At 59.9% G+C, this 14,339-nt stretch carries 13 protein-coding genes; 9 read left to right on the forward strand and 4 right to left on the reverse strand.

The window, feature by feature from the left end; all coding sequences use genetic code 11:
• Positions 1–39 precede the first annotated feature (39 nt).
• A complete protein-coding gene (locus tag LCH64_RS12090) occupies positions 40–1,212 on the reverse strand; it encodes a patatin-like phospholipase family protein (RefSeq protein ID WP_226500381.1) in 1,173 nt (390 codons plus the stop codon).
• A 35-nt stretch (positions 1,213–1,247) separates the two neighbouring features.
• The gene (locus LCH64_RS12095; RefSeq protein ID WP_103485989.1) at positions 1,248–2,183 is read right to left on the reverse strand and encodes a lipid A biosynthesis lauroyl acyltransferase; all 936 of its coding nucleotides are present in this window, start codon (positions 2,181–2,183) and stop codon (positions 1,248–1,250) included.
• A gap of 117 nt (positions 2,184–2,300) precedes the next feature.
• On the opposite strand from LCH64_RS12095, the gene minC reads away from it, so the two are divergent.
• The 8 genes from minC (at position 2,301) to LCH64_RS12135 (ending at position 10,248) form a co-directional block, all read left to right on the forward strand.
• On the forward strand, positions 2,301–3,038 hold the full coding sequence (gene minC / locus LCH64_RS12100; protein WP_045122352.1) for a septum site-determining protein MinC: 738 nt from the start codon (positions 2,301–2,303) through the stop codon (positions 3,036–3,038).
• A gap of 199 nt (positions 3,039–3,237) precedes the next feature.
• Positions 3,238–4,050, forward strand: a complete 813-nt coding sequence (gene minD, locus LCH64_RS12105; RefSeq protein WP_003223148.1) for a septum site-determining protein MinD — start codon at positions 3,238–3,240, stop codon at positions 4,048–4,050.
• A complete protein-coding gene (gene minE / locus LCH64_RS12110) occupies positions 4,050–4,304 on the forward strand; it encodes a cell division topological specificity factor MinE (RefSeq protein ID WP_003223146.1) in 255 nt (84 codons plus the stop codon). The genes minD and minE overlap by 1 nt, the downstream gene beginning before the upstream one ends.
• 91 nt (positions 4,305–4,395) lie before the next feature.
• The gene (locus tag LCH64_RS12115) at positions 4,396–5,031 is read left to right on the forward strand and encodes an RluA family pseudouridine synthase (protein ID WP_003223144.1); all 636 of its coding nucleotides are present in this window, start codon (positions 4,396–4,398) and stop codon (positions 5,029–5,031) included.
• Positions 5,032–5,080: 49 nt separating this feature from the next.
• A complete protein-coding gene (locus tag LCH64_RS12120) occupies positions 5,081–6,178 on the forward strand; it encodes a hypothetical protein (RefSeq protein ID WP_226500382.1) in 1,098 nt (365 codons plus the stop codon).
• 173 nt (positions 6,179–6,351) lie between these two features.
• A complete protein-coding gene (locus LCH64_RS12125) occupies positions 6,352–7,641 on the forward strand; it encodes a M18 family aminopeptidase (protein ID WP_003223140.1) in 1,290 nt (429 codons plus the stop codon).
• A gap of 196 nt (positions 7,642–7,837) precedes the next feature.
• The gene (locus LCH64_RS12130; protein WP_016773747.1) at positions 7,838–8,014 is read left to right on the forward strand and encodes a hypothetical protein; all 177 of its coding nucleotides are present in this window, start codon (positions 7,838–7,840) and stop codon (positions 8,012–8,014) included.
• Positions 8,015–8,091: 77 nt separating this feature from the next.
• Entirely contained in the window at positions 8,092–10,248 is a 2,157-nt protein-coding gene (locus LCH64_RS12135) for a mechanosensitive ion channel family protein (protein WP_226500383.1), read from the forward strand.
• A gap of 48 nt (positions 10,249–10,296) precedes the next feature.
• On the opposite strand, the gene LCH64_RS12140 is transcribed toward LCH64_RS12135, so the two are convergent.
• Positions 10,297–10,527: a bacteriocin immunity protein gene (locus LCH64_RS12140; protein ID WP_260525054.1), complete on the reverse strand. Its 231-nt coding sequence runs from the start codon at positions 10,525–10,527 to the stop codon at positions 10,297–10,299.
• A gap of 19 nt (positions 10,528–10,546) precedes the next feature.
• The gene (locus tag LCH64_RS12145; protein ID WP_226500384.1) at positions 10,547–12,493 is read right to left on the reverse strand and encodes an S-type pyocin domain-containing protein; all 1,947 of its coding nucleotides are present in this window, start codon (positions 12,491–12,493) and stop codon (positions 10,547–10,549) included.
• A 315-nt stretch (positions 12,494–12,808) separates the two neighbouring features.
• On the opposite strand from LCH64_RS12145, the gene LCH64_RS12150 reads away from it, so the two are divergent.
• Positions 12,809–14,143, forward strand: coding sequence for an amidohydrolase (locus LCH64_RS12150; RefSeq protein ID WP_226500385.1), 1,335 nt, complete (start codon positions 12,809–12,811; stop codon positions 14,141–14,143).
• The last annotated feature ends 196 nt before the right edge of the window (positions 14,144–14,339 follow it).

Below are 14,339 nucleotides of genomic sequence, written 5' to 3' on the forward strand. Positions count from 1 at the left end.
TGGGAGCGGGCTTGCTCGCGAATGGCCGCACCGCAAATCTCAGGCCGGCACCACCGCTTCGCTGATACCCAGAAACCGGCACAACTCTTCACGCTTGGCCAACGCATCGCGCCGTCCCAGGTCGATCAGCTCGCTGCAATACCCCGCCTCGAACAGCAGATAGCTCAACACCCCCGCCCCACTGGTCTTGGTCGCACCCGGGCCGCGCAGGAACAGGCGCAACGCCGCCGGCAACTCCTGGCGATGCCGCGCCGCGATTTCATCGATCGGCTGACTCGGCGCAATCACCAGCACCTCCACCGGCGCCACCCCCAGCTCCCGAGTCGGCACGCCCTCGGGCATCAGGTGGCTGAACTGGTTCAGACGCTGCAGCAACTCGATGTCGCTCTCCAGGCTGTCGATGAACGTGCTGTTGAGCAGGTGCCCGCCGATCTGCGCCAGGGTGGGCTGCTGACCGGTGTAGGAGCGCTCCAGCGGTTGCTGAGGATCGAAACCGCGCGGGTTGCCGCTGACGCCCACCACCAGCACCCGGCTCGCACCCAGGTGCAGCGCCGGGCTGATCGGCGCCGATTGCCGCACTGCGCCGTCACCGAAATATTCCTCGCCGATTTTCACCGGGGCGAACAACAGCGGGATTGCTGAACTGGCCAGCAAGTGGTCCACCGACAACTGCGTCGGCACACCGATACGGCGATGCCGCAACCATGCATCGATCTTGCCGCCGCCCTGATAGAACGTGACCGCTTGCCCCGACTCATAACCGAACGCGGTCACCGCCACCGCATGCAATTGCTTGCGCGCGATGGATTCGGCGATACCGGGCATGTGCAGTTTTTCGTTGAGTAAATCGCGTAAGGGCGAGCTGTTGAGCAGCGCCACCGGCAGGTGTCGGCCCATACCCAGCAGGCTGTGACTGACGAAGCGGCTGGCCTGACGGATCACCCCCGGCCAGTCGCTGCGCAGCACCCGATGGCTGCGAAAGCCCTGCCAGAACAGCGTCAGGCGTTCGATCGCCGCGCGAAAATCGGTGGCGCCACTGGCCAGGCTGACCGCGTTGATCGCCCCGGCCGAGGTGCCGACGATCACCGGAAACGGATTGTCCGCACCCAGTGGCAGCAATTCGGCAATCGCCGCCAGCACCCCCACCTGATACGCCGCCCGAGCCCCGCCGCCGGAAAGAATCAAACCTGTGACCGGTTCAGCTGGGCTCATCGCAACACTCCATGGTGCTTGAAAGGGTAAGTGAATCAGCCGCGCCGTTTCGGGTAAAGCTTCGGCTCGCCCGGTGGACGGCTCTTGAACCGGCGATGCGCCCACAAGTATTGCTCAGGGCAGGCGCGCAATGCACTTTCCACCCACTGGTTGATGCGGATGCAGTCGGCCTCCTCGGTTTCACCCGGGAAGTCCTCCAGCGGCGGATGGATCACCAGTTTGTAACCGCTGCCGTCGGCCAGACGTTCCTGAGTGAACGGCACCACCAGCGCCTTGCCCAACCGGGCAAACTTGGTGGTGGCGGTCACGGTCGCCGCCTGAATGCCGAACAACGGCACGAAGATGCTTTGTTTGGCGCCGTAGTCCTGATCCGGTGCGTACCAGATCGCCCGGCCCGAACGCAGCAGCTTGAGCATGCCGCGCACATCGTCACGCTCCACCGCCAGCGAATCGAGGTTGTGCCGCTCGCGGCCACGACGCTGGACGAAGTCGAACAACGGGTTCTTGTGCTCGCGGTACATGCCGTCGATGGTGTGCTGCTGACCGAGCAGCGCCGCACCGATTTCCAGGGTGGTGAAGTGCGCGGCCATGAGGATCACGCCTTTGCCTTCACGCTGGGCCTGTTGCAGATGCTCCAGCCCTTCGACGTGGGCCAGCTTCGCCAGACGCTCACGGGACCACCACCAACTCATCGCCATTTCAAAAAACGCAATGCCGGTGGAGGCGAAGTTTTCCTTGAGCAGGCGTTTGCGCTCGGCGGCGGATTTTTCCGGGAAGCACAGTTCAAGATTGCGCTTGGCGATGCGCCGCCGGTCGCCGGCCACGCGATACATCAATGCGCCCAGAATACGACCGATCGTCAGTAAAACCGCATACGGCAACTGCACGACCAGCCACAACAGCCCCAGACCGCACCAGAGCGGCCAGAAGCGGGGAGAAAGAAAGGCTCTTCGAAAACGCGGGCGATCCATTAAAGCTTCCGTAAATTCAGTGGCCGCGCATTCTACATTGTTCGACCCGGCTTGCGGCTCGCGGGCGTTCTCGTTATAAGTCTCGGCACTTTTAGTGACAAGCCGTTGTATGCCGATATGAGCCAAAACGAATCGCCAGATCAAGATCCTGTGTTCCAGTTGAAGGGCAGCATGCTGGCCATTACGGTGCTGGAGTTGTCCCGTAACGACCTCGACAGCCTCGATCGGCAACTGGCCGCCAAAGTCGCCCAGGCCCCGAACTTCTTCAGCAATGCCCCGCTGGTCCTGGCGCTGGACAAACTGCCGCCGGGCGAAGGCGCGGTCGATCTGCCCGGTCTGATGCGCGTGTGCCGCCAGCATGGCTTGCGCACCCTGGCGATCCGCGCCAGTCGTATCGAAGACATCGCCGCCGCCATCGCCATCGACATCCCGGTGCTGCCGCCGTCCGGCGCCCGGGAACGACCGCTGGAAGCCCCGGAACCGGAAGTCAAAAAGAAGCCGGAAAAGCCGCCGGAGCCGACCGTCAAACCGACCCGTGTGATCACCACGCCAGTACGTGGTGGCCAACAGATATACGCCCAGGGTGGCGATTTGGTCGTGGTTTCCTCGGTCAGTCCGGGGGCGGAACTTCTTGCCGATGGCAACATCCATGTATACGGCCCGATGCGCGGTCGTGCACTGGCTGGTGTCAAGGGCGACACCAAGGCGCGGATTTTCTGTCAGCAATTGAGCGCTGAACTGATCTCCATCGCCGGGCATTACAAGGTTTCCGAAGATTTGCGCCGCGATCCACTGTGGGGCTCCGGTGTACAGGTCAGCCTGTCGGCCGACGTGTTGAACATCATTCGGCTTTAACGGATACTGCCGCATTTTCCAAGCATCTCTAAAACGTAGCGAAAACGGCTCAAACGAAGTAGGAAAAAGGATCAAGGAGCGTTTGCCCCCGGCAAGTGCGACTTGCGCCGAACTCCAGCCAAGGCTGTCCGACTGCAGTAGTTTTCAAGAGATGTTTTTCAGGGGCTAAAAAGTCCTTCTTCCTTAGGGGTGAAACACCTTGGCCAAGATTCTCGTGGTTACATCCGGCAAGGGTGGTGTGGGTAAGACCACCACCAGCGCCGCTATCGGTACCGGCCTCGCTCTGCGCGGCCACAAAACAGTGATCGTCGACTTCGACGTGGGCTTGCGTAACCTCGACCTGATCATGGGTTGCGAGCGTCGCGTGGTGTACGACTTCGTCAACGTGGTCAACGGCGAAGCCAACCTGCAGCAGGCCCTGATCAAAGACAAGCGCCTGGAAAACCTCTACGTGCTGGCCGCCAGCCAGACCCGCGACAAAGACGCGCTGACCGTCGAAGGCGTGGAAAAAGTCCTGATGGCGCTCAAGGAAGACTTCGACTTCGTCGTTTGCGACTCCCCGGCGGGCATCGAGAAAGGTGCGCACCTGGCCATGTACTTCGCCGACGAAGCGATCATCGTGACCAACCCGGAAGTGTCCTCGGTACGTGACTCCGACCGCATGCTGGGCCTGCTGGCCAGCAAATCGCGTCGCGCCGAAAACGGCGAAGAGCCGATCAAGGAACACCTCCTGCTGACCCGTTACAACCCACAGCGCGTCAGCGATGGCGAGATGCTGGGCGTCGAAGACGTGAAGGAAATTCTGGCCGTGACCCTGCTGGGCGTCATCCCTGAGTCGCAAGCGGTCCTGAAAGCTTCCAACTCGGGCGTCCCGGTGATTCTCGACGACCAGAGCGATGCCGGTCAGGCGTACAGCGATGCCGTTGATCGTCTGCTGGGCAAAGAAAAAGAACATCGTTTCCTCGATGTTACGAAGAAGGGATTCTTCGAGCGCCTGTTTGGAGGTAGGTAATGAACCTTTTTGACTTCTTTCGTGCCAACAAAAAGCCAAGTACCGCCTCGGTAGCGAAAGAGCGTCTACAGATCATCGTGGCGCATGAGCGCGGCCAGCGCAGCACGCCGGATTACTTGCCAGCCTTGCAGAAGGAACTGGTCGACGTGATCCGCAAGTACGTCAACATCGGCAACGACGACGTACATGTTGCACTGGAAAGCCAGGGCAGTTGCTCGATTCTGGAACTCAACATCACCCTGCCAGATCGCTGAGTCGATCCGGCAGGAACGGCGGCGGCTCAGGGCCATTCCCCTTGCGGAATGGCCCTGAGCCGCCGTTGGCATTTGTTACGAGGCTGTTTTAATGCCGCTGTCCAACATCCGCATCATTCATCAGGACGCCGCCGTACTGGTGGTCGACAAACCGACGTTGCTGCTCTCGGTGCCCGGTCGCGCCGACGACAACAAGGATTGCCTGATCACTCGCCTGCAGGAAAACGGCTACCCGGAAGCGCGCATCGTCCATCGCCTGGACTGGGAAACCTCCGGCATCATTCTGCTGGCCCGAGACCCCGATACCCATCGCGAACTGTCCCGCCAGTTTCACGATCGTGAAACCGAAAAGGCCTACACCGCCCTCGCTTGGGGTCAGCCGGAACTGGACAGCGGCAGCATTGACCTGCCCCTGCGCTACGATCCGCCGACCAAACCGCGGCACGTGGTCGACCACGAATTCGGCAAGCATGCACTGACCTTCTGGCGCGTGCTTGAGCGTTGTGGCGATTGGTGCCGCGTGGAACTGACGCCGATTACCGGTCGCTCGCACCAGTTGCGCGTACACATGCTGTCCATCGGTCACCCGCTGCTGGGCGACGGCCTCTACGCCCACGAACAGGCCCTGGCGGCGTGGCCTCGCCTGTGTCTGCACGCGAGCATGCTGAGCTTCACCCACCCGCAAACCGGCGAGCGTCTGCGTTTCGAATGCCCGGCACCGTTTTAAGTACTGCCTGAGCGGCAATACTGTAGTTAAGACAAGGATTTAGTTTCGGATGAGTTGTATTGATTCCCTGGTAACACCCCACAGGAAAGTTCGTCATCAACTGCTTTACCTGGTTTACGGCAATCAGGATGTATACCGGCGCGAAGCCAAGTTCAGCATCCTGACCGCGCTGTCCCAAGCCAAAAACGGCGACCGGCCGGCCATCAGGATTCTCACCGATCGCCCCGAAGACTACGCCGGCTGGCCGGTCGACACGGTGTTGCTGGACGAAGCGACCCAGACCCGCTGGCAAGGCACTCATGGCTATCACCACCGACGCAAGGCCTGCGCCATCGCCGCCGGTATGCAATGGGCGGAAAAGACCCTGTTCGTCGACACCGACACCCTGTTCACCCGCCACCCGAACTGTCTGTTCAAGTTCATCGAGCCTAACCGTTCGGTGATGGATCGCTTCGAGTACAACTGGAAAGATGTGCACCAGCGCAGCGACTATCAGAAACTCGGCCGCGATCTGCGCGTGCACGGTGTGACGCCGGATAACGGTTTCAAGCTCTACAACAGCGGTTTGTGCGGCGTGACCGACAGTGATTCTGCTCTATTCGAGGAATCGATCCGGCTGATCGATGAATGGACACTCGGCGGCTTCGAAATCCATACCATTGAGCAGATCGCGCTGTCGTACGCCATGCGCAAGCGTCAGGTGGTAGAGGCGCGCAAACACGTCTACCACTACTTCGCGGAAAAACGTTTCTTCCACGCGATGCAGTCGTACTTCTTCTCCCAGCACGGCGAGCAGTTCAGCCAGCGCCTGGTGGATCTGTGTACCGACGTGCCACGGGTCAAACCGTTCCCGTCGGCCTGGCGCCGATTGAAAATCAAATGGAAGCTGCGCAATCAGAAAGGTGCGTTGCGCAAGGTCGGTCGCGATCTGCTGTACGGCAGCGCTGCGCCGGAAGATCCGTACTACAGCGTTTGCCGGCACGAATGGTGGGAATGTGCTTCCCGGGAAATTCTGCGTTGGGACGAGAGCCAGCAGAAAAAACTGCTGAGCCAGAAGTCCTGGCCGCAACAGTTGCCGCGTCCGGATAAACCGGAAGATGAAAAAGTCATCATGAACTATTTGAAAAAACGCGTAGCCGCCCGCTGATCCACATCACTCCCTGTGGGAGCGGGCTTGCTCGCGAAAGCGGTGTGTCATCCAAAAAATCTGCATCTGACCCACCGCTTTCGCGAGCAAGCCCGCTCCCACCCCGATCCTGTCCGGATTCAATTCCCGGGCCGATGCGTTAAACTCGCGCCCATTGCTGTCTGGAGCTTCTTATGCGCGAAGAGTTGAACCAAGGCCTGATCGACTTTCTCAAGGCCTCCCCTACCCCGTTCCACGCCACTGCCAGCCTTGTCCAGCGTCTGGAGGCCGCCGGTTATGTGCGCCTCGACGAGCGCGAGCCGTGGACTACCGAGGCCAACGGCCGCTACTACGTCACCCGTAACGACTCCTCGATCGTCGCGATCAAAATGGGCCGCAACTCGCCGCTGCACGACGGTATCCGTCTGGTCGGCGCCCACACCGACAGCCCCTGCCTGCGGGTCAAGCCACAACCGGAACTGCAACGTCAGGGTTTCTGGCAACTGGGCGTTGAAGTCTACGGCGGCGCGCTGCTCGCGCCGTGGTTCGACCGCGACCTGTCGCTGGCCGGCCGCGTCACCTTCCGTCGCGACGGCAAGGTCGAAAGCCAGCTGATCGACTTCAAGGCACCGATCGCGATCATTCCCAACCTGGCGATTCACCTCAACCGTGAAGCCAATCAGGGTTGGGCAATCAACGCGCAGACCGAGCTGCCACCGATCCTCGCGCAGTTCGCCGGTGACGAGCGCGTCGACTTCCGCGCCGTACTGACCGATCAACTGGCCCGCGAACATGGCCTGAACGCCGACGTGGTGCTGGATTACGAACTGAGCTTCTACGACACCCAAAGCGCTGCGATCATCGGCCTGCACGGCGACTTCATCGCCGGTGCGCGCCTGGACAACCTGCTGTCGTGCTACGCCGGCCTGCAAGCCCTGCTCACCGCCGACACCGAAGAAACCTGCGTGCTGGTGTGCAACGACCACGAAGAAGTCGGCTCCTGCTCGGCCTGCGGTGCCGATGGCCCGATGCTCGAACAGACCCTGCGCCGTCTGCTGCCAGAAGGTGACGAGTTCGTCCGCACCATCCAGAAATCGCTGCTGGTCTCGGCCGACAATGCCCACGGCGTGCACCCGAACTACGCCGAGAAGCACGACGCCAACCACGGCCCGAAACTCAACGCCGGCCCGGTGATCAAGGTCAACAGCAACCAGCGCTACGCCACCAACAGCGAAACCGCCGGGTTCTTCCGCCACCTGTGCATGGCCGAAGAAGTGCCGGTGCAGAGCTTCGTGGTGCGCAGTGACATGGGCTGCGGCTCGACCATCGGCCCGATCACCGCCAGCCACCTGGGCGTGCGCACCGTGGATATAGGCCTGCCGACCTTCGCCATGCACTCGATCCGCGAACTGTGCGGCAGCCACGATCTGGCGCACCTGGTCAAAGTGCTGAGCGCGTTCTACGCCAGTCGCGAATTGCCGTAAAAGCTGAAAAGCTTCGCGAGCAAGCCCGCTCCCACATTGGAATGCATTTCAACCTGTGGGAGCGGGCTTGCTCGCGAAAGCGGCAGTCCAGACAACACAATTTCATCATTGGACTGACTCAATTCTGATACACATCAGAACCGCTCCGCCAAAAGCGACCTAGACTTACATCATTCATTTCGACAAGGCAGTCACCATGATTTCGATGTCCTCCTTCCACGCCATGCTCATTCCGATCCTGAGCGGGATGATCCTGCTGGCGATCGGCTTCAACTTCCGCGACAAGAACGCCGGCGTCTTTGCCATGTGGATCGGCATGCTGATGATCCTGGCGACCGTGGTCTACAAGATCCTCGCCAAACTCAACGAATAAATCCGCGCCCGGCTCGCATTGATTCTGGCTGCCTCGTACACTCGCTCAATTCGCCCCTTTGCGAGGTTGACCGCCTAGTGTTCGCTCGTCTGTTTGCTCTGCCCTGCCTGTTCCTTGTCTGCCTGATGACGCTGCTGCCGCTGGCCCCTGCCCATGCGGCCGGTTTGCCGGGCCTGCTCAACACCACCAAGACCCAGCCAGAAGCGCAAGAGCCGCTGGGTCAATCGCTGGATGAAGTCATCAAGTCGCTGGAAAACGACAAGCAACGCGCCCAGTTGCTGACCGATCTTAAAAAGCTGCGCGACGTCACCAAGAAAGCCCAGGCCTCACCGGGAGAAGGTGTGCTGGGCCTGATCGGCGGTACCCTGGCCAGTTTCGAACAGCAGTTCTCCGGTGCCGACAGCCCGCTCACCCGCTGGTCCAATGAATTCGATCTGGCCAAGGACGAACTCGACGCCCTGATGCTGCCGGCCAGCGAATGGCTGCCGATCATCTTCGGCTTCGCGGTAATCCTGATGGTCTGGAGCCTGCTCGCCGCCGCGCTGATCTGGCTCGGGCACCGGGTGCGCATGCGCTTCGGCCTGACCGAAGAACTGCCGCAACACCCCAAGGCCCTCGATATGCTGCGCTTCGCCCTGCGCAAACTCGGCCCATGGCTGATTGCGTTGGTCATCACCGTCTATATGAGCTACGCGCTGCCCTCGTCGCTGGGTAAAAGCCTGGCGATGGTGCTGGCTTACGCGCTGGTGGTCGGCACCTGTTTCTCGGCGATTTGCGTGATCGCCTTTTCGCTGCTCGACGGCCCGCACCGGCACCGGGCGCTGTATATCCTGCGCCATCAAGCCTTCCGCCCGTTGTGGCTGATCGGCAGCTTCGCCGCGTTCGGTGAGGCGCTGAACGACCCGCGCCTGGTCGAGAGCCTCGGCGTGCACCTGGCGCACACCACCGCAACCATCACCAATGTCCTCGCGGCGCTGTTCACCGGTCTGTTCATCCTGCGTTTCCGCCGGCCGATCGCGCACCTGATCCGCAACCAGCCATTGTCCCGTCGCCTGACCCGCCGCGCCCTCAGCGACACCATCGATATCCTCGGCACCTTCTGGTACGTGCCGGCGCTGGTGCTGGTCGGCATCTCGCTGTTCGCCACCTTCGTCTCCGCCGGCGACACCAGCACCGCCCTGCGTCAGTCGCTGATCTGCACGGTGCTGCTGGTGATGTGCATGGTGATCAACGGCCTCGTCCGCCGTCACTCGCTCAAACCGCAGCGCGGGCCGAAGCGTCATGCGCTGTATTCGGAACGCCTGAAAAGCTTCTTCTACACCCTCGCCCACCTGTTGGTGTGGCTGACCTTCATCGAACTCGGCCTGCGCGTGTGGGGCAAGTCGCTGATCGGTTTTGCCGAGGGCGAAGGGCACGACGTCAGCGTCAAACTGTTCAGCCTGATCGGCACGCTGATTTTCTCCTGGCTGATCTGGATCCTCGCCGACACCGCCGTGCATCACGCCCTTACCCGCTCGCGCAAAGGCCTGGCCAATGCCCGCGCACAAACGATGATGCCGCTGATCCGCAACGTGCTGTTCGTGGCGATTTTCATCATTGCGCTGATCGTCGCCCTGGCGAACATGGGCATGAACGTCACCCCGCTGCTGGCCGGTGCCGGTGTGATCGGTCTGGCCATCGGTTTCGGTGCACAGTCGCTGGTGGCGGACCTGATCACCGGCCTGTTCATCATCATCGAAGACTCGCTGGCGATCGACGATTACGTCGACGTCGGCGGCCACCTCGGCACCGTCGAAGGCCTGACCATCCGCACCGTGCGCCTGCGCGACATCGACGGCATCGTCCACACCATCCCGTTCAGCGAAATCAAAAGCATCAAGAACTACTCCAGGGAATTCGGCTACGCGATCTTCCGCGTGGCGGTGCCGTACAACATGGAAATCGATGACGCGATCAAACTGATGCGCGAAGTCGGTCAGAAAATGCGCACCGACCCGCTGCAGCGGCGCAACATCTGGTCGCCGCTGGAGATCCAGGGCGTGGAAAGCTTCGAGTCCGGCAGCGCGATTCTGCGCGCGCGGTTCAAGACTGCGCCGATCAAACAGTGGGAAGTTTCGCGGGCGTTCAACCTGTCGCTCAAGCGCCATCTGGATGAGGCAGGACTGGATCTGGCGACGCCACGGATGAGCGTGCAGGTGATCACGCCGGGCGCGGAGCACAAAAAGGAAAACTGAACCTGAGCGTGCCCCTATTGGCTGGTAGTGCCAATAGGGGGGGAGTTTCTATTGATCTTTGAAACCAGGTTTACCGTTAGCGGAGCGCCACTTCTTCACCTCGACTACAACTTTCTCAGGCCCATCCTTACCTTCTTCCGGGTAGTAGATCAAATCTGAGCCAGAAGGATGCTCAACCAGCCGCTTAAACTCAAGAATGGCAGCAATTTGCTGTTTTTCTGTACGAAACCCTGAGTTATAGATTTTTCTGACAAACTCAAGAAAACTTTCTTCACTCATTTCCTGTATCGATTTCACATCAAAGCCCTTTATGAATTTCAATATGCGCCTTAGGGCTGACAATACTTATATTGTCAGCATTATATAAATCTCCACCCTCTGCCAACCCCAACTTATGATGCAGTTCGTACTTCACTCTTGCTCCCACAGAATCACTCTCCCTTACTACCGGAGCTTTTCCTTTTTTCATTTCGCTTAAACTCGCCGCATTAAACAACTCAGCTAACCTTTCCTCGTGGAAAACAGCCTTCCACAATCTCTCTCTAAAAGCCCTGAAGCTTTTGAACTGCCTCCCTCTCAACTTCTCAGCGATCTCCGATGGAATGGCCGCCCCCTCACCTTGCGCAGCCGCCTCAAGCCATCGACCCACAACCGGCTCGCCATAGCCGCTGGCCACTCCCGCGTCATTCCGACGATCCCGGAACATGACGTACTGCGGTGGCAGCCCCGACTCCGGCGGGAAGACGAGAATGAAGTCGTCGAAGTGAATGTTGCCCGGGACGGGATAGGTATCGATCCGCCCTTCAATCGGGACGAGATTGCCGCCGAAGTATCGTGGTGGAGCTGACTCCTCGGCGGGCAACTGCGTTGAGCTGTCGGTCGGCGCAACTATTGGCGTCCAGACCACGGTTGTTGGCGGAAGGTCAGTAAGCGTGGTGTCGTAAGTGTTATCCCCGGGGTTATAGCCCGCTGCAATCACCCGCACACCGGAAAAGAGTCTTTTGCCGCCTACCGGAACAACCAGCAGTTCCGCCAGATTGCCTGTCAATGGCCGGGGACTTAAACGTACTGGTAAATCCAGCAATGCCCTTTCGCTTGCCAGCCTGTGCAGATCCGGCATAGGCCCGGGTAGCAGGTCCGATAACGGATGGCTAAGCAAGAAGCGCTCGGGCAACTCACCATTGCCCAGTGTCGGTGAGTAGATGAACGCACCCACACCCACCATCAGGCCAGACGCCGCTCCTGCAGCCAGTCCAGCCAACTCCCCAACCGCCGAGCGAATGGCGGCAGCTAATCCCGCCATCAGGTTGTCAGCAATGGCCACCGCGCCACGGGATGTCGCAAAGACCAACTGGGCGTTGGCGACATTGCCCTGAAGGCGCAGGGGTATGCCATGACCCAGACTTGGTCGCTGGTCTTCAAGCGAGCGATTGGCCTGTTCGACTTCTTCCAGTCGGCGCTTTTCCTCTGCGAGCCTGTGTGCTTCAGCTTCCGCCTCAAGCGCTGCCCGTTCCTCGGCGAGCTTCTGCTCCCGGGCGTGCGCCGCCAAACGGGCTTGCTCTTCTGCCACTCGCTTGATTTCATCGGCGGCGGCAATACGCGCTAACTCTTCCGCCATCCGGCGCGCTTGATCCTGTGCTGCACGGACCTGTTCCTGAGCAAGCTGCTGGGCGTGTTCCGCCGCCAACCGCGCCTGCTCCTGGGCAATTCGCGCAGTCTCTTGCGCTTGTACGACGGTAATGACCTCCCTGACCCTTGCGGATTGAGTGTTTAACAAGCCAATGCCTTCAACCAGCAACTTGGCGTTAAACAATGCACTGTAGGCTTGCCGCACAGTGGCGCCGGAGCCTCGCCGGTTTACCTGTGGCAGGCGGCCGCTGTTATAAAACTTTTCAACTTGTGCATGACCGAATCGCTGAATGGCGACATCCTGTGTCGACAACAGAGCCGTGTATTTGCGGACAATCAGTGAATCTCTAAAGCGCATCTCTCGCGCTAAGGCCTCTAGCGGAGGGAGTGGAACTGAATCACCTCCATTTCTGACATTCGCAAGTTCAACTTCAAGTACTTCAGCAAGGCTTTCGGAAAAAGACTTGTAAGCACTTTCCATATCCAGAATTTCATCAAGCGGGGCGAAATCAACATTTCGCCCCGAACCATCACCCCTCCCTAAGTAATGTATATATACATCTTGTTTATCCGGGTTCACCTCTGACACTGGAAGCGTTATTCCATTACGCAGCATTTATATATCCTCCCTGGATTATTCGCGCCGTCGTTTCCAGGCAAACGAAATCGACAACTTGTCGACCACATCGCCTGGACTGCGGAGAAATTTATTGAAATAAATGCTGCGGCGTGCGGTATATAGTTATTGCTTTTTATTTTTCTGTCACGCCAGACCAAGCCGATAAGGCAGTAGGAAAATTCCCGACCCAATTAATGAACATGCACACTTTCGAAAACTTCACGCGCGATACTCCGTTGCCCCTAAACTTACCCACCGGTTTTTTTGTCACAGGCAGGGAAGCCAGAAAAACAATAACCATGGAGAAATCCGATGCAGCTGACACGTATCGCCCAGACCGTTCTGCTCACCCTGCTGGCCGGCACCGCCAGCGCCGCCACCCTGGACAGCACCCGCGAACAGATCGCCACACAAGCCAAGGCACTTGAACCGGAACTGCTGGAAACCCGCCGCGACATCCACGCGCACCCGGAACTGGGCAACACCGAGAAACGCACTGCGGAACTGGTCGCCAGACAACTGAAGGCCATGGGCCTGGAAGTCAAAACCAACGTCGCCCGCACCGGCGTGGTCGCGATCCTCAAGGGCGCCCTGCCCGGCCCGACCGTCGCCCTGCGCGCCGACATGGACGCGCTGCCGGTCAAGGAAGTCGCCGACCTGCCCTTCGCCTCGAAAGCCAAAGGCACTTATCTGGACAAAGAAGTCGACGTGATGCACGCCTGCGGCCACGACGCCCACACCGCGATCCTGCTGAGCACGGCGAAAATTCTCACAGGCATGCGCGACACCCTCCCCGGCACCGTGGTGTTCTACTTCCAGCCCGCCGAAGAAGGCCCGAGCGACTTCATCCCCGACGGCAAAAACACCTGGGGTGCGAAAATGATGGTCGAGGAAGGCGTGATGAAATCCCCCAAACCCGACGCCGTGTTCGGCCTGCACGTCTGGGCCGGCGTCCCCGCCGGCCAGATCGCCTACCGCCCCGGCCCGACCCTGGCCAGCTCCGACGACCTGCGCATCAAAATCCTCGGCAAACAAACCCACGCCGGCCGCCCGTGGGACGGCATCGACCCGATCACCGTCGGCGCACAAACCATCGTCGGCCTGCAAACAGTGGTCAGCCGGCGCACCGACATTTCGTCCTACCCGTCGGTGGTCAGCATCGGCACCATCAATGGCGGCACCCGCTACAACATCATTCCTGAGTCTGTCGACATGAGCGGCACCATCCGCTCCTACGACTACGGCATCCGCCAGAAACTGCACAGCGACGTTCGCCAGACCATCGAAAAAATCGCCGAAAGCGGCGGCGCGAAAGCCGACGTGACCATCATCGAAAAATACGACCCCACGATTAACAACCCGGCACTGACGGAGAAAATGCTGCCGACGTTGAAGTGGGCGGCCAAGAATGACGTGGTCAATGCACCGCTGGTGGGCGGCGCGGAAGACTTCTCGTTCTTTGCCAAGGAAGTGCCGGGGCTGTTTGTGTTTCTCGGGGTGACGCCACGGGATCAGGACATGAGCAAAGCTGCGCCCAATCACAATCCGGGATTCTTTGTGGATGAATCGGCGCTGGTGGTTGGGGTGAGGACGATGGCGTCACTGGCGACGGATTATTTGTATGGGAATGCTGAGTCTGCCAGATAGAGATGGGGTGATTGTGCGGGCGACTTCGCGAGCAAGCCCGCTCCCACAGGTGGATTGGGTTCATTCAGCGAGGGATTGGTCGGCTGTCAGGCCGCCATCGCGAGCAGGCTCACTCCTACAGAAAAGCAAAAGCCGACCACATGCTTTTCACCACTCAACAGGATGAGCGCAAGCTCGGCTGCAGCTCTTGATCTTG

Source organism: Pseudomonas sp. MWU16-30322 (assembly GCF_020515535.1).
In the GTDB taxonomy this organism is placed as follows: domain Bacteria; phylum Pseudomonadota; class Gammaproteobacteria; order Pseudomonadales; family Pseudomonadaceae; genus Aquipseudomonas; species Aquipseudomonas fluorescens_H.